The sequence below is a fragment of the Paraburkholderia sp. MM5496-R1 genome, from assembly GCF_050436205.1.
GTDB lineage: Bacteria > Pseudomonadota > Gammaproteobacteria > Burkholderiales > Burkholderiaceae > Paraburkholderia > Paraburkholderia tuberum.
In genome coordinates, this window is record NZ_JBNDLT010000002.1 from 876,838 (window position 1) to 900,227 (window position 23,390).

At 63.3% G+C, this 23,390-nt stretch carries 31 protein-coding genes; 1 reads left to right on the forward strand and 30 read right to left on the reverse strand.

The genetic code is table 11. The features are described from left to right. Nucleotides 1-45: 45 nt before the first annotated feature. The 19 genes from OKW38_RS10870 to OKW38_RS10960 all read right to left on the reverse strand — a co-directional run bounded on the left by OKW38_RS10870 (nt 46) and on the right by OKW38_RS10960 (nt 16,454). The gene (locus tag OKW38_RS10870) at nt 46-1,692 is read right to left on the reverse strand and encodes a hypothetical protein (protein WP_429361391.1); all 1,647 of its coding nucleotides are present in this window, start codon (nt 1,690-1,692) and stop codon (nt 46-48) included. Next, nucleotides 1,692-2,909 carry a hypothetical protein gene (locus OKW38_RS10875; protein WP_429361392.1) on the reverse strand — a complete coding sequence of 406 codons (1,218 nt, stop codon included), beginning with the start codon at nt 2,907-2,909 and terminating at the stop codon, nt 1,692-1,694. The genes OKW38_RS10870 and OKW38_RS10875 overlap by 1 nt, the downstream gene beginning before the upstream one ends. Next, nucleotides 2,910-3,269, reverse strand: a complete 360-nt coding sequence (locus OKW38_RS10880) for a hypothetical protein (RefSeq protein ID WP_429361394.1) — start codon at nt 3,267-3,269, stop codon at nt 2,910-2,912. It abuts the gene before it with no gap. A gap of 103 nt (nt 3,270-3,372) precedes the next feature. Beyond that, nucleotides 3,373-3,993 carry a hypothetical protein gene (locus OKW38_RS10885; protein ID WP_429361396.1) on the reverse strand — a complete coding sequence of 207 codons (621 nt, stop codon included), beginning with the start codon at nt 3,991-3,993 and terminating at the stop codon, nt 3,373-3,375. After that, the gene (locus OKW38_RS10890) at nt 3,986-4,669 is read right to left on the reverse strand and encodes a DUF6682 family protein (RefSeq protein WP_429361398.1); all 684 of its coding nucleotides are present in this window, start codon (nt 4,667-4,669) and stop codon (nt 3,986-3,988) included. Before OKW38_RS10890 ends, OKW38_RS10885 begins: the two co-directional genes overlap by 8 nt. Beyond that, the gene (locus OKW38_RS10895) at nt 4,669-5,241 is read right to left on the reverse strand and encodes a hypothetical protein (RefSeq protein WP_429361400.1); all 573 of its coding nucleotides are present in this window, start codon (nt 5,239-5,241) and stop codon (nt 4,669-4,671) included. The genes OKW38_RS10890 and OKW38_RS10895 overlap by 1 nt, the downstream gene beginning before the upstream one ends. 74 nt (nt 5,242-5,315) lie before the next feature. Further along, nucleotides 5,316-5,846 carry a hypothetical protein gene (locus tag OKW38_RS10900; RefSeq protein WP_429361401.1) on the reverse strand — a complete coding sequence of 177 codons (531 nt, stop codon included), beginning with the start codon at nt 5,844-5,846 and terminating at the stop codon, nt 5,316-5,318. Between the two features lie 64 nt (nt 5,847-5,910). Beyond that, entirely contained in the window at nt 5,911-6,843 is a 933-nt protein-coding gene (locus OKW38_RS10905; protein ID WP_429361403.1) for a hypothetical protein, read from the reverse strand. Between the two features lie 8 nt (nt 6,844-6,851). Beyond that, a complete protein-coding gene (locus tag OKW38_RS10910) occupies nt 6,852-8,009 on the reverse strand; it encodes a hypothetical protein (RefSeq protein WP_429361405.1) in 1,158 nt (385 codons plus the stop codon). Between the two features lie 138 nt (nt 8,010-8,147). After that, on the reverse strand, nt 8,148-8,360 hold the full coding sequence (locus tag OKW38_RS10915) for a hypothetical protein (protein WP_429361407.1): 213 nt from the start codon (nt 8,358-8,360) through the stop codon (nt 8,148-8,150). Between the two features lie 181 nt (nt 8,361-8,541). After that, a complete protein-coding gene (locus tag OKW38_RS10920) occupies nt 8,542-9,456 on the reverse strand; it encodes a hypothetical protein (RefSeq protein ID WP_429361409.1) in 915 nt (304 codons plus the stop codon). Between the two features lie 29 nt (nt 9,457-9,485). Continuing rightward, entirely contained in the window at nt 9,486-9,986 is a 501-nt protein-coding gene (locus OKW38_RS10925; RefSeq protein ID WP_429361411.1) for a hypothetical protein, read from the reverse strand. 20 nt (nt 9,987-10,006) lie between these two features. Next, on the reverse strand, nt 10,007-11,293 hold the full coding sequence (locus tag OKW38_RS10930; protein ID WP_429361413.1) for a hypothetical protein: 1,287 nt from the start codon (nt 11,291-11,293) through the stop codon (nt 10,007-10,009). A gap of 3 nt (nt 11,294-11,296) precedes the next feature. After that, a complete protein-coding gene (locus tag OKW38_RS10935) occupies nt 11,297-11,713 on the reverse strand; it encodes a hypothetical protein (protein ID WP_429361414.1) in 417 nt (138 codons plus the stop codon). Between the two features lies 1 nt (nt 11,714). Next, nucleotides 11,715-11,999, reverse strand: coding sequence for a hypothetical protein (locus OKW38_RS10940; RefSeq protein WP_184012395.1), 285 nt, complete (start codon nt 11,997-11,999; stop codon nt 11,715-11,717). 26 nt (nt 12,000-12,025) lie between these two features. Further along, on the reverse strand, nt 12,026-14,035 hold the full coding sequence (locus tag OKW38_RS10945) for a portal protein (RefSeq protein WP_429361416.1): 2,010 nt from the start codon (nt 14,033-14,035) through the stop codon (nt 12,026-12,028). After that, nucleotides 14,032-15,498, reverse strand: a complete 1,467-nt coding sequence (gene terL, locus OKW38_RS10950) for a phage terminase large subunit (RefSeq protein WP_429361418.1) — start codon at nt 15,496-15,498, stop codon at nt 14,032-14,034. Before terL ends, OKW38_RS10945 begins: the two co-directional genes overlap by 4 nt. Further along, entirely contained in the window at nt 15,482-16,240 is a 759-nt protein-coding gene (locus tag OKW38_RS10955) for a terminase small subunit (protein WP_429361420.1), read from the reverse strand. Before OKW38_RS10955 ends, terL begins: the two co-directional genes overlap by 17 nt. Nucleotides 16,241-16,244: 4 nt before the next feature. Further along, nucleotides 16,245-16,454 carry a hypothetical protein gene (locus OKW38_RS10960; RefSeq protein ID WP_429361422.1) on the reverse strand — a complete coding sequence of 70 codons (210 nt, stop codon included), beginning with the start codon at nt 16,452-16,454 and terminating at the stop codon, nt 16,245-16,247. Between the two features lie 59 nt (nt 16,455-16,513). Between OKW38_RS10960 and OKW38_RS10965 the strand changes: the two genes are divergently transcribed. Continuing rightward, nucleotides 16,514-16,876, forward strand: coding sequence for a hypothetical protein (locus OKW38_RS10965; protein ID WP_429361424.1), 363 nt, complete (start codon nt 16,514-16,516; stop codon nt 16,874-16,876). Here OKW38_RS10965 and OKW38_RS10970 read toward each other — a convergent pair. The 11 genes from OKW38_RS10970 to OKW38_RS11020 all read right to left on the reverse strand — a co-directional run bounded on the left by OKW38_RS10970 (nt 16,873) and on the right by OKW38_RS11020 (nt 23,389). Then, complete coding sequence (locus OKW38_RS10970; RefSeq protein ID WP_429361425.1) at nt 16,873-17,439, reverse strand: DUF2829 domain-containing protein; 567 nt, start codon at nt 17,437-17,439, stop codon at nt 16,873-16,875. The genes OKW38_RS10965 and OKW38_RS10970 overlap by 4 nt on opposite strands. A gap of 122 nt (nt 17,440-17,561) precedes the next feature. After that, nucleotides 17,562-17,786: a DUF2158 domain-containing protein gene (locus tag OKW38_RS10975; protein ID WP_429361426.1), complete on the reverse strand. Its 225-nt coding sequence runs from the start codon at nt 17,784-17,786 to the stop codon at nt 17,562-17,564. After that, entirely contained in the window at nt 17,776-17,973 is a 198-nt protein-coding gene (locus OKW38_RS10980) for a hypothetical protein (RefSeq protein WP_429361428.1), read from the reverse strand. The genes OKW38_RS10975 and OKW38_RS10980 overlap by 11 nt, the downstream gene beginning before the upstream one ends. An 88-nt stretch (nt 17,974-18,061) precedes the next feature. Further along, nucleotides 18,062-18,274, reverse strand: coding sequence for a hypothetical protein (locus OKW38_RS10985; RefSeq protein ID WP_429361429.1), 213 nt, complete (start codon nt 18,272-18,274; stop codon nt 18,062-18,064). 101 nt (nt 18,275-18,375) lie between these two features. Continuing rightward, the gene (locus OKW38_RS10990; RefSeq protein ID WP_429361430.1) at nt 18,376-18,957 is read right to left on the reverse strand and encodes a hypothetical protein; all 582 of its coding nucleotides are present in this window, start codon (nt 18,955-18,957) and stop codon (nt 18,376-18,378) included. A 21-nt stretch (nt 18,958-18,978) separates the two neighbouring features. Beyond that, the gene (locus tag OKW38_RS10995; protein WP_429361431.1) at nt 18,979-19,422 is read right to left on the reverse strand and encodes a hypothetical protein; all 444 of its coding nucleotides are present in this window, start codon (nt 19,420-19,422) and stop codon (nt 18,979-18,981) included. A 170-nt stretch (nt 19,423-19,592) separates the two neighbouring features. Next, complete coding sequence (locus tag OKW38_RS11000; RefSeq protein WP_429361433.1) at nt 19,593-19,868, reverse strand: hypothetical protein; 276 nt, start codon at nt 19,866-19,868, stop codon at nt 19,593-19,595. Between the two features lie 2 nt (nt 19,869-19,870). Next, a complete protein-coding gene (locus tag OKW38_RS11005; protein WP_429361435.1) occupies nt 19,871-20,086 on the reverse strand; it encodes a hypothetical protein in 216 nt (71 codons plus the stop codon). Next, nucleotides 20,083-21,129, reverse strand: a complete 1,047-nt coding sequence (locus OKW38_RS11010) for a hypothetical protein (protein WP_429361436.1) — start codon at nt 21,127-21,129, stop codon at nt 20,083-20,085. Before OKW38_RS11010 ends, OKW38_RS11005 begins: the two co-directional genes overlap by 4 nt. Further along, a complete protein-coding gene (locus OKW38_RS11015; protein ID WP_429361437.1) occupies nt 21,126-23,081 on the reverse strand; it encodes a DNA cytosine methyltransferase in 1,956 nt (651 codons plus the stop codon). The genes OKW38_RS11010 and OKW38_RS11015 overlap by 4 nt, the downstream gene beginning before the upstream one ends. Then, a complete protein-coding gene (locus OKW38_RS11020) occupies nt 23,078-23,389 on the reverse strand; it encodes a hypothetical protein (RefSeq protein WP_429361439.1) in 312 nt (103 codons plus the stop codon). Before OKW38_RS11020 ends, OKW38_RS11015 begins: the two co-directional genes overlap by 4 nt. Nucleotide 23,390: the final 1 nt, after the last annotated feature.

Consider the following 23,390-nt stretch of genomic DNA (forward strand, 5'->3'; position numbering starts at 1 on the left):
CAGAAAAGCGAAAGCCCGCACGCGCGGGCAATTGGAAGCGACATATCAGACAGCCAGTTCGCGCACGCTGCTCGCAAACTTGATTTCACGGACGCGCTCGACGCCCGAAACCTCGACAGCAAAATCCACGCTTCGCCGGTTTGGCGGGAGCCTGAAGGGTTGAGAGCGCCTGACGGGTCGATCGAGCGCGAGCCGTTCGTCGGCCATGAACTTGAACTGCACGCCGAACGGCGCGATCCTCGATCGCGCGTACGCGTCGAGCGTCACCAGCGCAGCCGAAAAATTCATCTGTCCGGGCGTGGCCGTGGTCCTGCTGAGCCATCGGTAAGGGATGAATTCGGCGCCCGCGTCCCACTCGTGCACGATGTTTCCGAACGCGAGATACAGCTTTCCGTCGCGCCCGGTATGCGCGGCGTTCGGCGTCAGCGTGAGCGGCATCAGATCGTTGTTTTGCAGTCCGTCGTTCTCGATGCCATCGCGGATATCGAACAGAAACCCTGCGCAGTTCGTGAAGCCCGCGTACTGCCCTTCAACAGTCGCGGCGATCATCGTATGAGGCAGCAGCGCCTGCCAGTCGTCCGACGCATACCAGGGGCCTGTGACCATGCTCATGCGCCGGCCCGACAGATACATGAGACCGCCCAGCGTCGCGTACATCGCACCATCGGGCGCCTGCACGGCGCTCTTGCGCGAGACGATCGGCGCGGCCTTTGGAAAGCGGAACACCTTGCGGCAACACTGGCCGTCCGGACATTCTTCGGTGATCGCGTACGGGTGGCCGTCGGTCATCACGTACAGAATCCCGTTCTGCCATTTCATCGCGCGCACGTTATCGTCGAGCACGAGCAGATAGTCGACGGGCCACGCCTGCGGCTGATACGGCTCGCAGAACCAGACCTGATTGCCGACTGAGCCGGCAAGCACGCCGTTCTCGAGCTGCGTGATGTTTTCGAGGCCGTCAGGCGGTGGCGTGTATTGCTCCGACACCAGCGGCTCGCCGAGCTCGTCAGTGTTCGCCGCATCGACGTATTGCTGCGCCACCGGCGCGAGGTCTGTGACAAACAGGTAGACCGTCGTGGTCTGCTGGGCGGGCTGCGTGCCGTCGATGAACTGCGACGCGACGCGATACAGGCGGATGGCGGCGATGTCCCAACCAGCGGGCGGTGCTGGAATGTCCACCGCGGCGGCGGCGCCTTCGTGCATGTCGAGCAGTTCATTGCTCGGCAACGATGGCGCGCCCTCCTCGCCGAAACTGTTCACGTAGATGTAGACGTAGATCCGGCTACTCGTGATTCGGTCGGGCAGCGTGGCGTCGAGCGGCGTTGCGACCGGTGCGATATCGGGCAGCGGCAGACCGACGCGATGCCACACGAACGGATCGTCGCCGTCGGGCATCTCTGCGACGACCGGATACGACTCAACGCCGGTCACATAGACGCGCTCGCACGTCGGCAGCCACTCGGCCACCTCGACGCAGGGATCCGCCCACGTGAGCCAGCGACACCCGAAGCGGTGCATGGTGCGCACACAGGAGGCGTCCGACGTGTAGACGGGCGCCGGCCGACGAAACGGCTCGAGCAGGCCGTGCCACAGCTTCACGTTCTCGGCTTCGGCCGCCATGTTCTCGCGTAGCAGCGCGGACGCATAGCGCGGCACCACGCCGCCGAAACGGTTGATCTTGACGGCCGGCATCAGATAACCACCGTTCCGACACCGAGGAAAAGGCCGTTTTGCTTGATGAAAAGCAACGTCGATACCGGCGATGCTCCCGGCGGGTAGCTCTGCGTTGCGCGCCCGTTCGCGGGGATAGTCGTCGGGCCGACGACCTGCATGCCTGTGGCGTTTTCCACCGTGAACTGCTGACCAACCGGCCCCACGACATAGATCAGGGTTCCATCCTGCTCGAGGCTCCAGTTTGCCTGCGTCGCATCCGCACCGGCGGGCCCCTGCGCGCCTTCAGCACCGGGCGAGCCCTGCGGACCCTGCGCACCCTGCGGCCCGATCAGCGACCTACCGGCGCCCCAACCGCTTGCCGTCTTTGGACCGTAGATGATCCAGCTAATCGTGTCGATGTAGAAGTCGTCGACGTTGCCGAGGTTCGCCGCCGGAGCACCTGCGCCGCCCAGCACAGACGCCCCGCCTGGACCAACCGGACCGATCGGCCCAGCCGGTCCATCCATGCCTTGCGGGCCGCGCGGACCTTGCGGGCCCTGCGGGCCGGCAGACCCTTGCACGCCCGGCTGCCCCTGCGGCCCTTGCGGACCCTGCGGGCCGGGCACGCCAGTGCCGCCCGAGCCGCTGCCGCCGTCGCAGCAACCACCGCCCGTGAACACGATGTTTGTGCCCGATGCGATCGCCGTCACGTACCCGTCACGAATCGCCACCGTCGCATTGACATATTCGCCGTCGGCGAGCTGCGTCGTAAGGGGACGCACAGTGATTTCACCGCGCGAGTCCGCCGTGTATTCGGCGTTTCCAGCGCGCCATACCGCCCCCGCGTGAGCCGGCACGTCCACAGTGACGCTGCAGTCGGCCTGCGTGACCTCGACACGATCGGAGCCCGGCAGCACTTCGCAGACGGCCGGTTGCACCCCACCGAAGCCCTGCGTGATGAAGTCAGCCAGATTCATCGGCGTCCAGGCAAACGAGACGCACGAGCCGGCCGTATGGCTCGCCGCTTCCGTGCCCTCGATATTGCGTTCGATCGTCACGGCGCCGGCGATGAGTCCGGTCACTTTGACGATCTCGAAGCGGTGCGCGCCACCGACAATCAGCCGCGTGTAATCGCTGGCGCCGGGCAGCGCCGCGGCGATGCGCGCGATATCGTTGTCATGGAGCGGCAGAACGAGTGCGTCAGCAGTCAGCCGGCCGCGCAGCGTGGCCGAGAAGCCCAGCATTGGTCGAAACATTTAGCAGCCTCGGGGAACGTCGTAGGGTGGGACGTAAATTTCGATAACGGGCGAGCAATCGCGCGCGCCATTACCACAGTTGAGAAATCCGCAACCGGCAGGCGAACCGTCGAAAACGTCGCAGTCCGCGGCGCGTTCGATGTTTTCCGCGCCGGTCACATGGCAGTCGTCGCGCAGCTCGACGACGAGCTCGCCGCATGTCGATCCGGACACAGAGAAGCGGGCCTTGTAGAAGCCCGGAGCCGCGCAGAACAGACGCCGGTCCCACTCGAAAACCATGCGACCGCTGTCGTCGCGCTCGGCCGCCGCGTAGCGGATCGGTTCGTCGTCGGCGCCGATGCGGTGCAACTCGAGGCGCACGCATTGGGGATCAGCTGCGCATGCGCTCGACGCGGCAAAGCTGAAGGCAGTTCTGGCCACAGTCCGATCGAGTCGAACGATTGAAGGACGTCGCATGTGGACCTCAGACGAAGCGCGGGGCGAGTGCTACTGTCGTGGCCGTCGTATCGCTCTTGAGCGCCTGCACACGGGCACGGGCAATGCGCTCGGCGAAGCTGAGACCGCGCGACGTCGCGAGCCGGGGATCGGTGAATTCGTAGCCCGGCAACTGGTAGATGCGCGCGAGCGCGCCATCTTCGATCGCGTTTTGCCAGTCGTCATACAGGACTGAATCGACCTCACACGCCGATTGCGTCGGCGTGACCACAAACCGGATATCGATCGCATCCGGCACGTCTTTCTGAGGCGATGCAGACAGATGCACCAGACCATCGCGGATGGTGTACCGGACGCCCCAATGGGCGAATTCGAGGTGGTCGCGCTTTCCCCAGTACGTGCTGGTCCCGACCCGCACCTCCGTTACACGCGCGATCTGCTCGCTGTCGTCGGGCCAGATCGGGTAATCGACGACATGCCGCTGCTGGTCTAGCGTCACCCGCCGGCGCAACGCATTGCTGCGTCGGCAGAATTCAATGCACGTCTGGCGGATGTACGCGATCGCCATCGTCTCGGGCAGACCTCGCGCGGCAGCCATCACGAAAGGCAGGAACGCATCCAGCGGTGTGCGCTCGATGAAGTTATCCATTCGATGCCCTCACTTCCTTGTCGTACTTGTCATCGACCTTTTGTGACAGACCGATGAGGCTGTAGAAGCTGTTCTGGTGGGCTGTCGCGTTCGCGGTGCTGCTCTGGCTGTCCTGCTCTTTCGAATAGGCGCGGTAGAGCATCCACTCGATCGCGGCGTTGTGGAAACGCTCAGGCATGGGAAGCGGATCCGTCGCGCCGGCGTGCGCGGGCACGGCGGTGAAATTCACCATGACCACGACGTTCTCCCCGGCCGGCACCGGCGGATCGACGTAGAAGGCTGTCTGCTCGACCGGGTCGATCGAAAACGAACGCACCACATATGCGCCCGCGCGCGGGCCGCACGCGAGCGGCGCGAACCAGTTGGCAGCAATACGCGCGGCGGCGGCGTCCGTCTGTGTCGGTTGACCGATGACGCGGCCGAAGCTGTCGAGCGTGCCGTCGACGCGATAGAAGTGCGTCGCGCCGTCGGGCAGTTGCTGGCGCGCGCCCGGTCCGAGTTTGACTTTGCGCGACGTCGAGGCGAGATCGGGACGCAGCATCACGAACTGGAGCGCCGCGTCGTTCGCGTATTCGATCAGTTCGGGCTTCGTCCACTGCTGCATCTTGAACCCCGCCTCGGCGTCGCTCAGGAGCTGCGCGACCTCGAGGATCAGATCGCCAACGGTGCCGGACATTACGAGACCTTACGCGCGCGCTTGGTCGGCGCCGGCGGCGGGTCGCTCTCGGGCGCGTTCGACTGCGTCGCACCGTCGGCGTCTGGTGTGTCAGTCGTGCCCGGTTCGCCGTCCGCGGTGCCCTCGCCCTGCTCACCCGAAGCGCCGCCGTCCATCGCGCCACCCGCACTGGTGAGCGCGTCAAGATGCGATTGCAGCGTGAGCACCTGTGCCTCGAGGGCCGCGCTGCGCTCGCGCTCGTCGGATAGCTCCTGCTCCAGCTCAACGATGCGCGCCTGATATTCCGCGCTGTTGTCGGGCTCCTGATCGGCCGGCAGTGTGAACGATACGCCGGACTTTATAGGCGCCGTGCCTGCGCCTCTGTCGTCGCGCAGACCGGACTGCAGCGTGTCGCGGCCGCCTGCGCCGGCGTCAGTCACGATAACGCCGACCTGTTCTTTGGGATTGCCTTGCGGCGTGAACGTCCGCGTCTCGCTGTCGTACTGGCCGGGGATAAGACCAGGCTGGAAGGCGAGCGCCGGATGCGCCGGATACACCACGCCGTGCGCGTCCTGATATGCAAACTGTTTCATGGGGAGCCCTGAAAAGAAGAAGGCCGCGGCGGTGTCCCGGCGCGGCCCTGGTTGTGATCCCAATTACGTGCGGATCAGTTGCCGATCTGTGGCGTGATGACGATCGGCGATACCCAAAAGCGCAGATCGGTCGGCAGGCTCGCCGGAAACGAGGTCAGTTCGATATCCAGCAGCTCGACGTCCTTGACCCAGACAGGCGTATCCAGAAACGCTGCATTCGAATCGGCGGTTGCCGCACTGACCGTTTCCAGTGCGAGGCCACCGAAGTGCGTCTTGATCGCGAACGTCACACCCTGCTCTGGGTTCTCAACGCCCCAGGCATAGCCGACCAGCAGCGAACCCGAACCGATCGCGCACGCGCCGATGATGTCACCCTGCGAAAGCGTGACGCCGTCATCGGCGAGGCGACGCAAGTACTGCTGCAGGCCTGCCTGTCGCCGCGTGTCCTTCTGACTGAAGTCGAACAGTCGCGTATTCGAGAACATTGCCGGCGCGCGGTGGGCGGCCTGCGAGAGATGATCGCCAGGGCGCAGCATCACCGACGGATACATCTCGTTGTTGGGGTTGCGGCTCGGGGCACCGCCGTGTTGGAGTGCGTGATACATGGATTTGGCTCCTAAAGAGATGCGGGGTCGACCGGCGCACGCGGGCGCGCCGCCGGCGAGGCGATCACGAGAACGTGCAGTACAGCGCGGCGAGCGCGTCCTTCAGGAACGGTTTGTGACCGTAGACCCACAGGCCGCGGTAGTACTTCCCGAACGACTTTTCCATCGTGATGATTTCGTGGTCTTCGAGCTGCTGCGCGAAACCTGTCGCCTTCTTGTGGCCTGCGACGATCCAGTACGCCGTCTTGCCGACAGCGAGGTCGGGCACCGTGGGAACCTGATCGGTGAAGTAGACGTTAAAGCCCATGATGACCAGCGGAAATTTGCCGTTCAGGATCGGGCTTTGCGCCATGCCGGTCAGGTACGCGGCCTTCAGGTCCGAGGACATCAACGCGTTGCGCGCCACGTTGGGCAGGATGACGAACATCTGCCCGTCCTCCCAGCGGCAGGCCTCGCGCAGCACGACGTCGAGACGCGTCAGCACCTCGATAATGTTGGCCGCCGTGATCGGTATCGGATTGCCGATTTCGCCGAGGTCCTGGCTCTGCGATTCCTTGCCGGCATTCATGCCCTTGTTCGTCGGCGCGGTTTCGAACGCCATGCGCATCAGGACTTCCGGGTCCAGCAGGCGCTTCATGTTGTAGTCGGCGCGCTTCAGGAACGACTCGACCCACTTGTCGATGAAAGCAATCTGCTTTTCGTCGATCCGGTCGAGCTTGACGTTGTAGTACTTCGCCCGGTCGACCACCATCGTGATCGATTCGCTTTCGAGCTCCTGCGGGTTGAGGGTGCCGTTCTTCTGGTACTCCTCGATCGCCACTTCCGGCTCGACAAAGTACGTGATCTGGTCGCCCGATTTGTTCAGGTCGCCGGCATAGTCCGTATCGGTGATGTCGCCGGCGACAAACGAGCAATACCCGCGAGCGATCAGGCGATCGCCAAAGTGCGGCGTGATAAGCGCGTCGCTGTACTGCGAGTAACCTGCCGAAGATTTCATTTCCTACCTCATGTCTGTGAAACAAGGCCCGCTCTCTGGGCCTCGTTGAACGCTGTTTCGAACTGCATGAAGTCCTCTTTCGAGATCCGGCCGGTGCGCATGGCATCGACCTTTGCGCGGTAGTCGGATGCGCGAAACTTTGGCGCTTTCACGCCGGACGGATTCGCTGCAGTTCGGTCTGGTGTCGCGAATTGAGCAAGGCCGGTGGGCTGCTGCGTGGCCTGCGCCTGCGCGCTTGCTGGCGTCGCCGTCTGCTGCGGGGCTTGCTGTGTCGCCTGCGCATCAGCAGCGGGCGCCGGGCCCGACTTTTTGAAGTCGTCGAAAATGCCGACGATCGTCTCCAAGTCGCGCGCCTTGTGCGCCGTTCTCAACGCCTCGGCCACGTTCATTCGCGTGTGTGGGATGGGCTTCTTCAGGAACTCCTGCCAGTCGGGCGCCGTGGTGATCGCCTCCATATCGCCGACGTGCCTGCTGACGTCTCGCACGAACTGCCCTTCCTCGGTCTGTCCGATGCGTTCCGTCACGGTGCCGGCCTGACTCTCGAGCGTCGCGATCTTCTTCAAAAGCGGCGCGGTGGCGCGAGCGATCAGCTTTTCGGCGACCGGCATAAAGTCGCCATACGTGGCCTGTTCGTCGTCACTCAGCGCGGGAAGGTCGGGCTCTGCCTCAGCAGCGTTCGCCGCGGCGTCGCTCGCCGTCGTGCTACTGGCTGCCGCTCCTGTCCGCTTCAGCTCCGCAAGTTCCTGGCGTGTCTCCATCAGGAGATCGGTGAGGTGTGCGGTGCCGCGTGCGGCTTCCTTGGCTTCGGCAAGCTGATCTTTCAGGCGCTGGATATCGGCCTTATAGCGGCCCTCCATGCGTCGATAGTTGGCATCGGCGCCGGCATCTGCATTGGCTTCGGCGGTGGTCGTGGTCGCCGCGGTCGCAGTACCATCGCCGTCGTCCGTCGAGGTGGCGTGCGTTGTCTCGACCGCAGTGCCCGTCTCGATTACAGACGGATCGCCCGTTTGCTCGGTCGACGTGGCGTTGCCATTCAACGCTTCAGCGTTAGCTGCATCATTCGTCGGAGTGCCGGAAGTGGCCGCCTGGCCAGCCGTGGTGTCCGCTGCGATCGGTGCGCCGTCGGTTGCGTTGAATTTGCCCTTCAGGTGTCGGGGGAGTCCCATCGTTCAATCTCCGTGAGCCGCCATGTGGCGGAAGTCACAAACAAAAAACCCGCGAGGGCCAAGCCAAATCGCGGGCGAAAAAAAACCGACGGGCATTGCTGCCGGTCGGTGCATTGGTGTGGAATCGATCCGCGTCTGCTACTGCTTCGGTTTCAACGTGGAAACCAGTTCGCCGAGGCATCGGGCCTCGCCCTGCAATCGACGAACGCTCACATCGTCGTCCGCGCGCACGCATTGGTCCTGCGCGCGCAACTGACTATCAGAAAGCCAGGCCACAAAGACTTCCCAGGCTTCGCCGCGCTTCTGTAGCAGCTCGATTGCGTTGAGCTGCTGGGCGTTCGGCGCCCTCATCGAGAACCCGAGCCACCGCAGTTACAAGACTTCGTCGGCATGCGTACGCCGCTCGAATCGGTCGCGCTTCGCACGGGCTTCGCCGGCGCACGCGGAATCGTGTTCTTGACGGACTTCTGTACGACTTTCGGCGTCGGCGCCGATGCGGTAGCTTTCATGATGTTTTCCGGAGAGAAATGGTTTAAGTCTCGAGCGGCTCGAAAGGCAGCAACGGAATTGGAGTAAAGCCGCTCACACCCGCACCGAGCTGGTTGATTGCTGTGGCGAGCTGGTTGAACTGCTCGCCGTTGATTGCGTCGTGCATATACGCGCCCGCAGCGACGCAGGCAAGCTGTCGGTTCTTCACCACGGGAAGGACGGCTACCCCGAGCAATGAATGATCCGCCTGCGTGCGTCCAAACGAGATGGTGTCAGCGCGCGAAACCGCCGAGTACGCTCCAATCGCGACGGCTTCTTCGGCGTCAGCACCACATACCGAGTTAAAACCTATTGCCGTGGAGTGAGCCACCCTGCTATTGCAATACGGGCCAACGGCTACAGCCCAGTTCGCAGCAACCGCGTTTCTTCCCACAGCAAGCGCGATAGCCCCGGAGCTGGAGCCCCCTCCGATTGCAGTTCCGGCGCCGTCTGCATTTCCGCCTATCGCAACAGCATAGGCTCCGGTCGTTGTTCCCATCATCGCGACGGACAGGAGCCCGCTGGTCGCATGGTCGGTGTGCGTGCCCATGATCGCAACACCGCGACCCGCCACAGAACCATTACCGATTGCGACGCCCCCCAGGGCCGATACCGCGTTGGCGCCCACCGCAACACCACCGGCCCAAGGTGCATCCGGGGCCTGCGCACCGTCACCGATCGCGACCGAGCCATCAGACTCGGCGGCGGAATTCACGCCGGCAGAGACAGACGAATCGCCAGCCGCGTGAGCCGCGTGGCCGATGCCAACGGAGCGGTTTCCGCCCGCGAGAACGTCCGCCATTCTGCTGCCCGGCGTGGCAATCGCGGGAATCCCTGCGTAGGAAGGGGGTATTGTGTCCCCCGGTTTATAGACGTCGTGCCGGCCCTCGTAAAGCCCGACGGGAATGATGTCTGCCATGTCTGATCTACTCCGTAAGGTGTACGCGGCTAGAAAATGTGGTTGCCAAGGAGCTGATACCGTAACGACGCTCCATCGGCGACCTGGTTGTATCCGAGAACCTCATAGCCGATCGATACTCTGGCGTCGCTGTTGCCGGCGGCGAACTTCGCATAGACAGGCAGCGTAAATGGCTCGACCGCTTCTGCGTTGCTGCCGGACAGGGTCAACGGCATCCCGACGATGCCGAAGGGGTTAAGCACGCCGATTCGCCCGCTTACGGTGAAATAGATCGTCCGATTCCAGTTGACGGGAACTTTTTCATTGGCGACGAGAAGCAACTGGCCGATAAAAATATGAGCGTGAGCAGCTGGTCCACGGGGGATGTCGAGAAGAAAGCCCCTGGTCGTGCCGAGGTCAGCCTGCGTATACGGAATGATGTTCACGTCCCCCGTGTACGCATCGAGTTGCGGAGCATAGGCCAGCGTATCGCCTGCCGCGAGGGGCTTGTGGTAGTCGCCGTCATGGACGACAGGGGGTTTCGTTGCCATTGAATACCTCTCCTGTTCAGTTACGCGTAGAACGGGACTTTTCTGCCGCCACCGATATCGGCCCAACCGGCCGGCTCACCGAGGAACGCGTCGCGACCTCCATACGCAGTGGTGGGGATTTCCGTACCGGTCGATTTGCTCGGGTCTTCACCAAACAGAGATTCGAGGACAACCCTTGCACCCTGTGCGTCCACCGTAAGCAGATTTCCGGTGGCGGCTTGCGAATGGATCGCCACGCCCTCGGCCGTCAGGATGACGCCACCATTCGGATCAATCCGCAATTGCAGCGGAGCCGCGACTGAGCCATCGCCGGTGAAGGCCAGACCCGCATTGATCGGGATCAGCTCGGCCAGACTGACGACGAACGTCTCCCCGCCTTCGATTTCAAAAGTCATCTCGAACGTGTCGGGGTTGAAATTGACCAGCGTCAGGAACTTGTCCATCGGAATGCTGCCGATGACCTGGTTGATGCGGTCGTCCATTTCCCCGCACGTCGGAATCGCATTGCCTGGTACATGGCGCGACCCGTCGCAGCGTAGGAACACGCTCGCGATCTTGTCGGGCGATACCTCGATGTCCTCGATCGCCGCCTGAATGCAGCACGCAAGAGCCGAGCAAAGCGCGCTCGCGAGAATCTGCTGCGCCTGCTCGTTGTTGGCGATCGCGGACGCGACCCGCAAGACATCGATCCGCGGGTTCGGATAGTTCCCGGTCAGGTCCCCGCCCGCCTCGCCCGATGGCGGAAGGGAATCCGGGATCATCGAGGCCAGCAGTTGTGTGAGCAGAACCTTGGCAATCGGGTCGCTCATGATCCTGCCGATGGCGGCCAAAGCGTTCAGCCTGGGGTTCGGATAGTCTCCTTCGAGGTCTCCACCGGCCGGCCCGCTCGGCGGTAGCGTAGCCGGGCTCTCTCCGCAGCAGCCAGTCATGTTCATTGCTCCAAGTAAAAATTCGTGGGTCATCGACGCGGCGAAGTAGCTCACGTATGCGCCACCGAGTGCCCCGTCAAGAATGAAGCGATAGCGGCCCGGGATCGCGATCGCAATCTGGTTGCACTTCCGGGTCATGACGACCTGCCGGCCGCTCATCATGTACGGGGTGAAATACTTTCCTTCACCCGGTCCGTCGACCAGCTCGACGCGAACGCTTTCGCCAAGGCCGAGCGCATGCGCGCGAACAATGACCGGCTCGTCGTCCACCTGAATAGTTGCCGAGACCGGATCGAGCGAGTCCGGCCCGAACAGTACCGTCGCGCTCAGAAACGCCGTGCGGCGTGTACGGGTCGAACCTCCAGAGTTGAGCGCCATCGCTTACCCCTTGCTGCACTGCATGTAGGCAGACAGCCATTCATGCGACATTGCGACCGGATGCGCGCGTACGACGACCAGGCCGAGGGCCGGCGGATCGCCGTCCGTCCGCTGCAGCACAAACCGGTAGCGGCCGGGAATCCCGATCGGCAGCACGTTGCGCCGCGCGGTCAGCGCAGATTGCCCGTCGAACGGACAGAACGGCGCGAACATACGGCCGGCTCCATCGCCGTCGACCATCTCGACCAGCACCTCATCGCCGTCGGTGAGGTTGTACGCTCGCACCACAATCGGATCGTTCTCGACCTGCACGACGTGCGACAGGTTGCTCGAGCTCTCGGCGCCAAAGATCAGGCCCGCGCGGTCGGCGTCGCCGCCGGCTCGCGCCTGACTGCGTCCTACCCTCGTATGGAGTGCCATGTCAGATCACCTGTCCCGGCCGGAGCTCACCAGCGATCGCCGTGTTCAGGCGCCGCTGCAACGACCACGAGTCCTCGCTTTTCATCGGCACCAGCAAAATCGGGTTGTGCCAGTAGAGCGAGCGGCGGCCGTGCTGACCGACGCCGCGCTCGTCGTAGGTAAAGACGCGCGGCCCGAACGCCACGACGGCGCGACCGTCGGCCGTGATACTGGTCACGCGGCCGTCACCGAAAAAGAGGTCGTAGACCGGATCGCCCGGGTCCACGTCGTATCCGTCGAGTTTCATGAAGCCCTCATAACAAAAGAGCCCTGTCACGGGCTCGGGAGTTGACCACCTTGCATTGCCTGCGCGGCGGCGGCCTGCCGGCCATCGAGTGCCGGCGGTGGCGTGCCGGGTTGCATCGACGGCTGGGATCCACCGGGTGCACCACCGCCGCCGAATGCAGTCGCGATCTCCTGATCGACCTGGTTGTCGGGGAACCACAGCGTCACGTCGTAACCCTGCTCGCCGAGCCATTGCTTGAGCATGTCCTGCGCGGCCTGCTTCGGCACCAGTCCACCTTCGACATACGGCGTGACCGCCTGGAGGGTTTCGATGCTGCGCGCCTGCGATTGCTCTCGCTGCAGGATGCCTTCGGCGCCCTTCGCGACGACCTTGGAATCGGCCTTGATCGTCGGGTCCGGATCGAACAGCATGTTGAACGTCCAGTACTGGCTGATGATCGGCTCGATGCCGTCACGGTCCATGTTCATGATGACGTTCTTGATACCCTTCAGCGCACCGCCATACAGGAGCGACAGACCGCCCATCGTCTGCCCGGCGCCGCCGACCTGGCTGTTGCCATACGTGTAAGCGGGAATGCCGCTGAAGTCGTCGGCCAGCTTCGAGAACCGATCGAAAATATTCATCAGCTCCGCAGCGATCGACGGTGCTATGACGTAGCGCACCGCGGCGCCGCTCCCTGCATTGCCGGGCTTCGTGTAGTACACCTTCCACGGCCCGATTTCCTCGGGCTTGTCCTCTGACTCGTCAAGCCGATCAATGTCGATCTCGACCATCGGCCCAGCAGCGTGGCCCATATTCTTCAGCAATGCGCGCACCGCGGAGTTCGCCGAACGCTGGATATCGCGGATGAACTGCGGCACGCCTTCGCCCCAGAATTGCCCAGGGAGCTTGTTGAAGCTCGTCACGTGGTACGGTCGACGTCCGAGCGGATGGGGATTCAGCAGCGCGCGGATGGCGTAGTCGCCCACCAGCCATACGTTGCACTCGTATTGCGCTTCCGGGTCGTCGACCTTGATGCCCCATTCCTGCAACAAGCTGCCTTGCACGCGTCCCCAGAAGTCCAGCACGTCGATGGTTTCGCTCGTGTGCCAGAGCGTGCCCTGCTTCTTCTCGTCGTGCGCTCGCGCGCCGTCACTCGACAGCCAGTCCCGAAAGCCGGTTTCATATTCCGCGATCACCATGCGTATCGCGTCCTCGTTGAAATTGGGCAGGCCGATGCACTCGAATAGCTTGGCCTTCGTCATCCGCATGCGCTCGATAAGATTGTTTGCGTCCTGCGGATTGGTCGCTTCTGGCGACGGATACAGGTCGAGCGGCGACACGCGTTCTGGCACCTGCATCGGCTCGTTGTTCGTCACCAGCGCGTTGCCGTTCCATTGCAATGTGCGGCGATACCGAACCACTGGCCCCTTCAGGACGCCGCCCGGATACGTCACGATGTCCGACTGCCACTGCTCGAATACGGCACGCCAGCCAGCCTCGGTCATCTGGTCGTTGATCTTGTCCGTCATGCGCGAACACGCTTCCGCGGCGAGGCGCTGCATCTCGCGTAGCGCGGTGGCTTTCAGTTCCTTCGCCCGCGCTTCGTCGAGCACGGGGTTCGGATAGCCACGCGCAATGACCTCGCGAATCACGAGGTCCGAAACCTGATTGAGCATGTAGTCGGGCAGATCCGGGATCGGGGTCGGCTCGATCGTCCACGGCATATCTGCTGCGTTGACTAGCACGTCCTTGATCCACGCTTCGGCCGCGCGACACTTCAAGCCTGTGATGTTGATGAACACATCAATGCCGCCCAGCTTCGGAAGATCGTCGGCGTCATACTCGCCGTTGCGCTGCCGGGTGCATCGCAACATCGTTCTCTCGATGCCGCTGCTCTCGCGATGCGCGTGGTTCGTTCGCCAGCATTCGCGCACGTGCGCCGCGAGTTCGCTGATTGGCCTTTCGGCTTGCTGCTCCTTCGCCTTCTGAAAGCGCGCGCCCGGCGGCGGCTGCTCGATGGGCGACGCCTTCATCCCGATAAGCGATTCGCTCATACGATCATCACCTGTTGTTTCGTCCGCGTGCGGTTCGGTCCCACGCTAGGCCATTTGGTCGGCATGTCCTTGATACCGGACAGACCATCGAAAAAGTCGTCGTGCCGCCCCGCGGGGAACGGCAGATATTCGTCGTTCACAAATTGCGCGATCAGGTCGCGCGGATGGCCGTCATAGCCCGTTTTCCACATGGTTTCTGGAAACCACCAGCGCTCGGCTTCGAAGTCCGGCGCCAGGCGCTCGATGCGCGGGTTCTTTTCGCCGACTTCCGACAGCGCGATTACCTTGAACCGGTAGTTCTCGCGGCCCTGCGCCTCGAGCAGATATTCGATGTCCTGCTCGTGCCCGGTCTTTTTGTAGCCGGTCTCGGCGGGTTTCCATTTGCGATGGAGTTCGATGACGCCCTCGGCGCGCTGCTTCAGCGTGAGCTTGTCGTATATGGTGTCGAGCAGGTAATAGTTCGAATCCATATGCAGGCCGATGATGTGCATCGCCGTGTAGTCGCTGTTCTTCTTCTGAGTGCGGGCTGGATCTATCACCAGATAGCGGTTCATCATCCACGCCGCCTGCATCACGTCCTTGGCGTTGTAGTAGCGCAGCCAGTCCTTCAGGAACGTGCCGCCGCCCTTCTTCGGTGGCTTCCCTTGAAAAAGTGCCAACCACTCACGCGAACCGACTGCGAGCCGCTTCTTGTCGAGCGCACCAGAAGAGAACCGCTCGGGTACCAACGCCTCACCCGGTTTTCGGCCTAGCTCGTCGTCCTCTTCGGCGATCGCCGGCAGACTGATGACGTGCCAGTCCTCGTGCTGGTGCTCGCGCAACAGCCAGCCAGCGAGATCGTCGTCGTGCCAGCGCGTGTGCATCACGATCAGGATCGAGTCCTCGGCGAGCCGCGTGTACACAACAGAGCGGTACCAGTTTTTTACGTGCTCGCGGAACGTGTCCGAGTCGGCCTCGGCGCGCGACTTGAAGGGGTCATCGATGATGAACACCTTCGCCGGGAAGCCGGTACCGCCGCCACGGATCGTCACGCCGAGATACTTCCCGCCCTCGGTCGTGCTGAAATTGGCCTTTGCCGTCGTGCTCGGGTCAAGCACGCTTCCCGGAAAGATCGCACGGTGCATCGGCGATGACACCGCGCCACGCACCGAGCCGCCGTTCAACTCGACCAGATCATCGCCGTAGCTCGCCCCGATGATCGGCCAGTCCGGATGCTTACCCATGATCCACGCCGGCAGCTTGCGCGAGACAATCTCGCTCTTGCCGTGCTGTGGCGGCGCAAAGATCATGATTCGACAGTGCCCGGCCGCGACGGCTTTCTCGAGCTCGCGGGCCAGATAGCGGTGAAAGCGATTCGCGCGGTACCGCGGATCGACCAGCAGCGAGTAGACGACCAGACTATCGCGGCCGCTCGCGACCATCGCGGCCGTCTGGTCGACCGGCTGCTCAATCGTCGATGACATACCCAGCGGCGCGCAGCATCTCCTTGGCAACGCGCTCCTTTTGATCGGGTGCGATCGAATCCCCGATCTCGGCGACGCCGACTGCGCCGCTGTGCTTGTGGTCGTGCACCTGCCTGAACATGCCCAGGTGCTCGCCGAACTTCACGAGCGCCGCGTCGCGCGCGTGCATCTTCACTTCGATGCCGTCCTTCGTCACCTTGACGCCCGCGTATAGCGTGCGCGCGGCGTCCGATAGGTGGCGCGTGTCCGGTACGTACACGTCTGGCACGCCCTCGCCGAAGCATTCCGGACAGTCACGGTTCGGCTCCTTCAGCTTGTGATAACCCACGCCGCCCATTTCGTCGAACACGGCGGCCGGCGCCTCGTCGTCGTCATCCTGGTGCTCGACGATCCACTGTGCGTGGTCACGCTCACGCTCGTTGGCCGTGCGCTGATATCGAAAGCCCTTGCCGTAGCAATACCGGCAGCACAGCCGGCGGTGCTGGATCAGTTCGTTCGCATCGGCCGTCGCGATCGTCCACAGCATGTTGGCGACGTCGTCCTGCTCTCTCTCGACGCGCTCGCGCAGCTTTCCCTCACCGTCCTCGATCAGCTTCTGGATCTCCGGCTCGCGCAGCAGGCGGCACGCCGCCGATTCCGCCGCGTTGCCAGTCGCCTTGAAGCCGGCCCGCTGATACGCGGCACCGCCGTTGCGGTCGATCAGATACTCGGCGACGAACCGGAGCTGCTTCGCTGTTGCCATGTCGTTACAGCACGCGCGCGAGCACTGCGCCGGCAGCGAGCCCAATCAGCAGCGCGAGGACGATGCGCGCGCCGATGCAGCAACGGCAGTCTGTGCCTTCGGTGAGCAGCGCGAGCGCACGCCCGAGGCGGCTATCGTCGCGGTCGCAGGGGTTGATCTTCATTGACGCCTCGGCGGCGGCGGTGGTGGTGGCGGCGGAAGCCGCTTCTTGCATGGACAGCCCATTCGCAGACTCCGTATAAAATGCCCGACAGAACCACAACGGGCCAGAAAATGACAACCGAATCCCCCAGACTTGTTGAACTGCTCAAGCGCGAAGATCGCTTCGAACTGTTCGAGAAACGTCTGTTGGTACAGGGATGGATAGACGGTGATGAATTGCAGGCTGCCCGCTCCGCGATGAGCCGACTACCAGATGAGGAAGAGTTCTCATTGTTGTGCGACCTTCACGGCTGGTCACCGCTTGCGGACATGCGTCTTGTACCCGCAGAGTTCGATTGCGGAATGCGAGGCTTTGTGACCTTTGTGTACGATGGAAAACGCTTCAACACATTGGAAGCCATCAAGGCAGAACTGATTTTGCGTGGGTTCGCAATACGATCGAAGTATTTGCCGCCGTCGGATCTCAGCAGCTAGAGCGTTTGCAGGTCGACGATTTGCCAGTCGTCGGCGAGGCAATCGGTCACGCTCGGCACCCAAGTGCTGACGGTTTCGTCGACGCCCTTCAGCGCGAAATAGGCGTTGTATGGAACGAGCGAGCCTTCGCCGAAGTGTGCTTTCGCCGCGCCGGTCTGCACGGGATACGATGCTGCCGGCACCATGTAGGCGAACATGCCTTTGCCATTCCAGCCAGCGCGCGCTACTCGGCGGCCATCCTTCAGCGCGGCGAGCGCGCCTTGAAAGGTGGACGTGTATTGCGCGGGTACTTGCGATTCCTGCTTCGCCGCCTGCCCTTTCTGGAACGGCATCCACTCGGCGTAGTAGCCGTTCACCGGCACCGCTTCATCGTCCTGTAGAAGCGGGACGCTGGTACGTGAATGTGTCACGCCGTTCGCGTCGAACACTGCGAGATTGACGAGACGATCGGAGTGCACGTGCGCCACGATGGCGGCGAGCGGCGCGCCGGGCGCGAAGTTGCCGGAAGCGGTGATCGACGACGGGGTGAACCAGACGACGCGGCCAACGGTGGGTTTGATCACGGATTGCTCCAAGAAAAAGCCCGCGCTGGCAAGCCAGACGCGGGCAAAGGACGGGAAATGAAAACGCCCAGCGGGGTTAGCCGGCTGGGCGTCGAGTAGATCGCGCGTACGCGGTCAGAAGGTCAGAAGAACTTAATGCGCATAGGCGCTCGGCTTGCTAGTTCCACCGACTCGAGGTTAAGCCGGGCGCGTTCCATCTTCTTCGAGCCTGGCCGGTCAACCCAACAGCAATCCAGCTTGAAACCGTCTGGAGTCTCGATCACCTGTTCGACTGTCATCGGCGTGCCGCCGGACTTCAACCAAACTGTCTTGCCGACGAATTGAGTGCGGAGCGCGTCAATTTGCATCTCGCGCTCCCGACTTTTCCGCGCCGCGACCGGCCATGATGCCGGCGGTCAACTTTGCTGCGATCAGCTCGCAGTTCTCGTCGAGCCTCGGGCGCGGTCTCGCTTTGAATTCCGTCTCCAAGATATCAAAGACGAACAGTGCTTCAGCAGCTAGTCCCTGTAACTCGTTGCGGGTTTTGATATCCACTTCGCCTCCCTGACAGTTATCGAAATGCCAGTCTAAGCGAGAAACATATCGCAAAAAAGCCCGCACTTGGCGGGCTTACGGGTAGAGCTTACTTCACGACTTCGGCGCGGCCCTTGTCGCCAATTTGCAGACCAAGCCGAGACAGCAAACCGTCTCCGTAGTCGACGCGCCACTGGTCGCGCGGCTCTGCCTCCGCGTCCAGAAACACTACTCGCCCACGTTCGCCGCTTGGATGCTGGATCTCATCGCCTTCGTGTATCGGCTGGCCGGAAAAGTCCGACCAAGGAGCGGTTCGCGTCATGGCATTGAGGCGTCGGAAAGTAAAAAGGCCGCACTTAGCGGCCATCGGGCGCAGCTATGGCGCTGCAATAACGCCTATTTTCAGCACGAAATGCCGAACAGTCAAGCGGCGTGCATTTCGCCGACCAATCCGGCTTCATCGAGCAGCCCGTCGATCCGCGCATACGCGCGGTCGAATTCGCCTATCTCGCGCCGCGTGCCGACTACTGCGAGTTCGATGATGCCTGCGTGCTTGGCGACCGTATTCCGGTCTACCCCGAATTCCTTGCCGAGTGCAGTGTGGTTCGGCCGCTCTCGCAGAATGGCCGCGCGGATCAGCGCAGCGCGTAGCCGCACATTGCTCACGTGGCCCGCGAACAGTGGCGCCGTGTGCTGCACCAGATCTTCGATTGCCGCTTTCCACTCGCCATTCTGGTAGTGCCCGCTGCAACACGGCCGCCGGCACGAGCACGGGAGTTCGCGCGGCGCATAGCGCACGACGAGCACGGCGCGCTGCGTGGGCGTGAGCTTGTCGATCTCCGCGCGCACCATGCCGGCCTGCCCCGCGCCATCGAGCCCGCCAAGGCCTAACCCGTTGCCCGGCCGGGCGTACATTACGGCCATCGCCGACCGGCCGTATTGCTCGGTGCTGAACGCGTAGGCGTAGCGCAACGCCGCCTCTGTGCTTTTAAAAACTGGTTCCATGTTTAGCACTCCCGTAAATCCTCACCCTTGCCGCGCCAGCAGCTCGCGCGCCGCGGCGATCGCCGAACCGTCCCGCACCATCTTTCCCGTCACGCGCACCACGCACCAGCCGGCGAGCGTCGCGGCCAGATACTTCCGCGCGTCCTGCTCGAACCCGGCGCCGCGTGTGTGTCGGCCGCCGGAATGAATCCCGCCCTCCACTTCGATCGCGACGCGGCGCTCAGGCCAGCAGAAGTCGAAACGCCACTTGCGCTGCTGGTCGAACTGATACTCGCGCGCCGGCGCCGGGAGCTTGTCGGCGCGCACGTGCAGCGCGAACTCTTCCTCGATCGCGCTCGGCGCCGTCGGTACCCTCGCGCGCGGCCCGGCGACTATCGTCGAGAGTGCCGCGTCGAGCGGCGCAGGGCCGCGCTTGTGCAGCGTGCGCGAGGCACTAGCGATTTCCTCAGCCACTCGTGACTTCATTTTCGGAGTCATCTGATACCTGCCACGGTGCGTGCTGCATACGATGGCGCCGTTGTACGCCGCTTCCCCGCGGAGTTGAGCCTCGCCAAGTGCGAGGCTTTTTTTTGCCCCTCGATATCCCTCTGATCGCTCGTTCCCACCGTCAAACCTCCAATCGTTAAAAATCGTTATCAATTGCTATCTGCCGGCGGCCGCTCGTTGTCCCACCACGGATCCTCGACCGGCGCACGCTTCGGCACAGGCACAGGACGCGCCGCCACCGTCACCGATTGCGACGCACCTGAACATTTCTGAACATTCGCCGCATGGGTCGGGTGTGCACCTTCGGGAAACGTCAGTCCCAATGCGGCGTAGGCGACGCGGTAGACGTTCGTCGGCTTCAGTGGTCGCCCTGCCTCGTACTCGTCGACGAGCTTGCGTGCCCATGCTTTCGGATCGGCCGTCATGGTCAGAACGGAATCCCGTCGAAGTACTCGACGCGCTGCATCGCGATCGCGCTGTACGACATTTCAGCGCCGAGCACGAAAAACTCGCGGCCCGGATTGGCCATCGCGAGACGTTCCGCTTCCATTGCGGCCGCGCCGAACGACGGGTGCCGATAGCTCGGTGGCTTCGCGCCAGTCGGACACCACACGATCCAGAATTTCTCACCTTGGGTTTTCATGCCGCATGCCCTCCCCGTTGCTGTGTACGCACCTGCTCGAGCTTCGCGATGCTCGCCGCGCGGTCCAGTCCGTGAATGCTGATCGTCAGCCGCTTCGCCTCGTCGCAGAGTTGCGCATCGGTCATGGTCCGCAGCGGGAGAGGCTTCGGGGGCGCGAGGGCTTTCGCGACAAACGGGTCGAGGAAACCAGCGTTCACCGCTGTCACGTCGCGGTCGTGGTCACGTTGCGCGACGGCTGCTGCGTACGCGATGCGCAGCTGCTCGGCAGTGATGCCGCGCATGGCCCAAACGACGATCTGCTGTGCGTCCGGGGCGAATCGCGGGTTCTTGCCGCGCTCGCACTCCCACAGCTTCAGCAATTCGGCGATCTCTTTCGCGCTCAACGACGACGACGAATGCGGCGGTGAAGGTGCGACGCCATTCGAGTTATCCACAGCCCCACCACGTATCAAGTCTCTACCGTCGTCGTAAGTACCCTTAGGTTTACTACCGGTTCCGGTTCCGGTGTCGGATTCCCGATGGAGTCCCGCGTCTGTCCCATGGGACACATTTGGGACTCCATCGCCATTCCCATGAGACGGCGGAGGCTTATCAGGGGACTTCTTCGCGGGCGTACGTTTGCCGCGAGCAGGTTCGCCAGACGCCTCCTGTGCGCTTTCCTTCGCCGCACGTTGCGCAGCCTTGCGCAGCCGCTCGCCGTCGCGATGGGCAATCATCTCGAGCACGCGCTCCGTTAGCGTGCTGTGATAAAGGCGGCCGTCATCAGCGAGCCACCATCCACGCATCAGGCGCTTCTTGATCGACTCGAACTGATCTAGTGGCATCCCGATACGCGCTGCGATCAGCTCGTCGTCCGCCGGCAAGCTGCCGCACGGGGTTTGCTCCCACGCGGTCATCCATAGCATCAGCAGCCACGGTCGAACCTCAGACGTGGCAAGCGCCCAAGTGTCGGACTGACGGATTCGCTCGTAGTCGAGTTCAAATCGCCAGCCTTTCGCGCGGGTGTCGGGTGGATAGGGTGTGGGGCGTGGACTCTCGGTCATGCAGAAGCCTGTTGCAATGCGCGTTCGTGCTCAAAGTTCGCCTCGATCAGCGCTGCGGCGACGTCCGGACAAACGCTGTTGCCGATCATGCGGACCTGTGCCGATTTCGATAGTGGTTTGCCGTTCGTCACCGGATCGAGCACGTACGAATCGGGAAAGCCCTGAGCCCGTGCCAACTCTCGCGGTGTCAACATCCGCATGCCAATATCGGCGATCACGTAGTCTTCGCCGTTGACCGTCACGAGCCCGAAGCGGTCGTGCGTCGGCACCGTGCGCATCGGGTCTCGCAGATCCACGCCGTCCTTCTCATTGCCGTAATACGCGATCAGGAAAGCGCGGACTTCGCCGATGTGGCCGCCGCCTGCGGTAATGGTCGGCGCGGGCTCCCGTACGTCCTGACCGAACTGGTTGTTGCGCAGCTTCACCAGGTGCGATACGGCGAGCGTCGTGTCGGCTTTCGCGGTGATGGTCGCTGCAGGCTCGCTCACGTCACGCGGGCGCGACTGGCCTGCACGGCCGCCGCAACCGACGAGCTGCGCAGTCACGAGCGAGTGGTGATCGCTCGTCGTCACCGTGCCGGCGGGAACGTCGATGCGCGTGCCCGTCACGCCGGTGAAATGCTTCGCGAGGAACGCCGCGACGAGCGCGTGCTTGCCGCCGCCCGCGACGACCGTGCCGAGCGGCTTGTCGAGGCCCGGCACGCGTGGCTGCTGACCTTCGATACAGACCAGGTCATTCTCCGAACCGCACGCTGTACAGCCGCATACAGGCTCAACGTCGTGGACGTACCCACAGTCATCGCAGCGCCAGCGCGGCGGACGTTCGCCATAGCCCATCTGGATCAGCGTCGCCGCCACGAGCGCCTGCTCGCCGCGGTGCGCACCGGTCACGGTCGCGAGCGGCATGTCGACGTGCGCCGCGCGATCGCCGCCTTGGTGCGTCACGTGCGTGAGCGTCGGCGCGACGACGTACTTGTCGTTCGAACTGGTAACGGTGCGCAACGGCTCGTCGATACCCCAAACGTTCGGCCCTCTGCCCGTCGTCGTGCTATGCGCGGTCGAGACAATGAACGGCGCCGGGCTGTTCACGACGAATTTCATGATGCCGCGCGCGATCCGCCGTAGCGTCGCGTCTTTCAGTGGCCGCTTGCGTTCGAAGATCGACGGACACGGAATGCTCCAGTCGATGCACTCAGCAGCCGTGCGCCACGGCGCCAGCTTGCCCGCGCGTACCGCGTCGCTTTTCGGGTCGCCATGCGTCGCCGTCGGCCAGACGATCGGCAGACCGTCGCGACGCGCAAACAGATACAAACGCTTGCGGATCGTCGGCGCGCCGAAGTCGCACGCGCGCAGCACGCGCCACTCGACGCGATAGCCGAGTCCGGCACGCAGGCGGGCGAGCGGGAAGTCCGCGCCGAGGGTTTCAAAAATCTCCTGCTCGTCGGGGTGCCCTTCGGCGATGCCGGTCGAGAGCGCGGACACGAATGCGCGGAATGTGCGCCCCTTCTCCGCTTTGATCGGACGCCCCTCGTCGTCCAGTGGGCCCCAATCCTGAAATTCTTCGACGTTCTCGAGCCCGATGCAGCGCGGCGACTGGAGCACGGCCCACTTCAGCGTGACCCATGCGAGGCCGCGAATCTTCTGCTCGCGCGGCTTGCCACCCTTCGCTTTCGAGTGGTGCTTACAGTCGGGGCTGAACCACGCAAGCCCGATCGGCTGCTGTCGCGTGATGAAGCCGGGATGCACGGCAAACACGTCTTCGGTGTAGTGCGCAGTCTGCGGATGATTCGCCGCGTGCATCGCGAGCGCTTCCCCGTCGTGGTTGATCGCGATGTCGACCGGGCGGCCGAACGCGCGCTCGATGCCGGTGCTCGCGCCGCCGCCGCCGGCGAAGTTGTCGACGATCAGTTCGGCGCCGAGGTCGAGCGCAATCGTGAAGGTGTCGCGCCTCATGTTTGCCCGGCCCTTTCAGGTCCTGAATTGGACCCATTCATCGACGCGACACGGCGCCGGCGCTCGATTAACCTGTCGATCTCGTCACCGCATGCCCACCGGCACAGAATCTCGCGGTGCAGCTCGGTGACACCCATCCCCGCGGCGCGTGCGCGTTCAGCGAGCACGTCGCCGACGGATTCGGGGATAACGGTTTTTGCGAGAAAGGTCAGCTTGCCGAGCGGGTGCGACGTGCCCGAGCGCGCGAACAGCGCAGCGTCGTCGGCGTGTTCCTCGTCGCCTATGTGGTAGGTCTGGCCGTTCGGCATA

What these genes read in the sequence shown, in the direction of transcription:
- OKW38_RS10995 (WP_429361431.1), bottom strand. Translation starts at nt 19,422, where the DNA reads ATGAAGTCACGAGTGGCTGAGGAAATCGCTAGTGCCTCGCGCACGCTG.
- terL (WP_429361418.1), bottom strand. Translation starts at nt 15,498, where the DNA reads ATGTCATCGACGATTGAGCAGCCGGTCGACCAGACGGCCGCGATGGTC.
- OKW38_RS10915 (WP_429361407.1), bottom strand. Translation starts at nt 8,360, where the DNA reads ATGAGGGCGCCGAACGCCCAGCAGCTCAACGCAATCGAGCTGCTACAG.
- OKW38_RS10960 (WP_429361422.1), bottom strand. Translation starts at nt 16,454, where the DNA reads ATGCAAGAAGCGGCTTCCGCCGCCACCACCACCGCCGCCGCCGAGGCG.
- OKW38_RS10985 (WP_429361429.1), bottom strand. Translation starts at nt 18,274, where the DNA reads ATGACGCGAACCGCTCCTTGGTCGGACTTTTCCGGCCAGCCGATACAC.
- OKW38_RS11020 (WP_429361439.1), bottom strand. Translation starts at nt 23,389, where the DNA reads ATGCCGAACGGCCAGACCTACCACATAGGCGACGAGGAACACGCCGAC.
- OKW38_RS10920 (WP_429361409.1), bottom strand. Translation starts at nt 9,456, where the DNA reads ATGGCAGACATCATTCCCGTCGGGCTTTACGAGGGCCGGCACGACGTC.
- OKW38_RS10890 (WP_429361398.1), bottom strand. Translation starts at nt 4,669, where the DNA reads ATGTCCGGCACCGTTGGCGATCTGATCCTCGAGGTCGCGCAGCTCCTG.
- OKW38_RS10965 (WP_429361424.1), top strand. Translation starts at nt 16,514, where the DNA reads ATGACAACCGAATCCCCCAGACTTGTTGAACTGCTCAAGCGCGAAGAT.
- OKW38_RS11015 (WP_429361437.1), bottom strand. Translation starts at nt 23,081, where the DNA reads ATGAGGCGCGACACCTTCACGATTGCGCTCGACCTCGGCGCCGAACTG.
- OKW38_RS10975 (WP_429361426.1), bottom strand. Translation starts at nt 17,786, where the DNA reads ATGCAAATTGACGCGCTCCGCACTCAATTCGTCGGCAAGACAGTTTGG.
- OKW38_RS10925 (WP_429361411.1), bottom strand. Translation starts at nt 9,986, where the DNA reads ATGGCAACGAAACCCCCTGTCGTCCATGACGGCGACTACCACAAGCCC.
- OKW38_RS10910 (WP_429361405.1), bottom strand. Translation starts at nt 8,009, where the DNA reads ATGGGACTCCCCCGACACCTGAAGGGCAAATTCAACGCAACCGACGGC.
- OKW38_RS11000 (WP_429361433.1), bottom strand. Translation starts at nt 19,868, where the DNA reads ATGACGGCCGATCCGAAAGCATGGGCACGCAAGCTCGTCGACGAGTAC.
- OKW38_RS10945 (WP_429361416.1), bottom strand. Translation starts at nt 14,035, where the DNA reads ATGAGCGAATCGCTTATCGGGATGAAGGCGTCGCCCATCGAGCAGCCG.
- OKW38_RS10990 (WP_429361430.1), bottom strand. Translation starts at nt 18,957, where the DNA reads ATGGAACCAGTTTTTAAAAGCACAGAGGCGGCGTTGCGCTACGCCTAC.
- OKW38_RS11010 (WP_429361436.1), bottom strand. Translation starts at nt 21,129, where the DNA reads ATGACCGAGAGTCCACGCCCCACACCCTATCCACCCGACACCCGCGCG.
- OKW38_RS10905 (WP_429361403.1), bottom strand. Translation starts at nt 6,843, where the DNA reads ATGAAATCTTCGGCAGGTTACTCGCAGTACAGCGACGCGCTTATCACG.
- OKW38_RS10900 (WP_429361401.1), bottom strand. Translation starts at nt 5,846, where the DNA reads ATGTATCACGCACTCCAACACGGCGGTGCCCCGAGCCGCAACCCCAAC.
- OKW38_RS10955 (WP_429361420.1), bottom strand. Translation starts at nt 16,240, where the DNA reads ATGGCAACAGCGAAGCAGCTCCGGTTCGTCGCCGAGTATCTGATCGAC.
- OKW38_RS10895 (WP_429361400.1), bottom strand. Translation starts at nt 5,241, where the DNA reads ATGAAACAGTTTGCATATCAGGACGCGCACGGCGTGGTGTATCCGGCG.
- OKW38_RS10940 (WP_184012395.1), bottom strand. Translation starts at nt 11,999, where the DNA reads ATGAAACTCGACGGATACGACGTGGACCCGGGCGATCCGGTCTACGAC.
- OKW38_RS10935 (WP_429361414.1), bottom strand. Translation starts at nt 11,713, where the DNA reads ATGGCACTCCATACGAGGGTAGGACGCAGTCAGGCGCGAGCCGGCGGC.
- OKW38_RS10870 (WP_429361391.1), bottom strand. Translation starts at nt 1,692, where the DNA reads ATGCCGGCCGTCAAGATCAACCGTTTCGGCGGCGTGGTGCCGCGCTAT.
- OKW38_RS10875 (WP_429361392.1), bottom strand. Translation starts at nt 2,909, where the DNA reads ATGTTTCGACCAATGCTGGGCTTCTCGGCCACGCTGCGCGGCCGGCTG.
- OKW38_RS10885 (WP_429361396.1), bottom strand. Translation starts at nt 3,993, where the DNA reads ATGGATAACTTCATCGAGCGCACACCGCTGGATGCGTTCCTGCCTTTC.
- OKW38_RS11005 (WP_429361435.1), bottom strand. Translation starts at nt 20,086, where the DNA reads ATGAAAACCCAAGGTGAGAAATTCTGGATCGTGTGGTGTCCGACTGGC.
- OKW38_RS10930 (WP_429361413.1), bottom strand. Translation starts at nt 11,293, where the DNA reads ATGGCGCTCAACTCTGGAGGTTCGACCCGTACACGCCGCACGGCGTTT.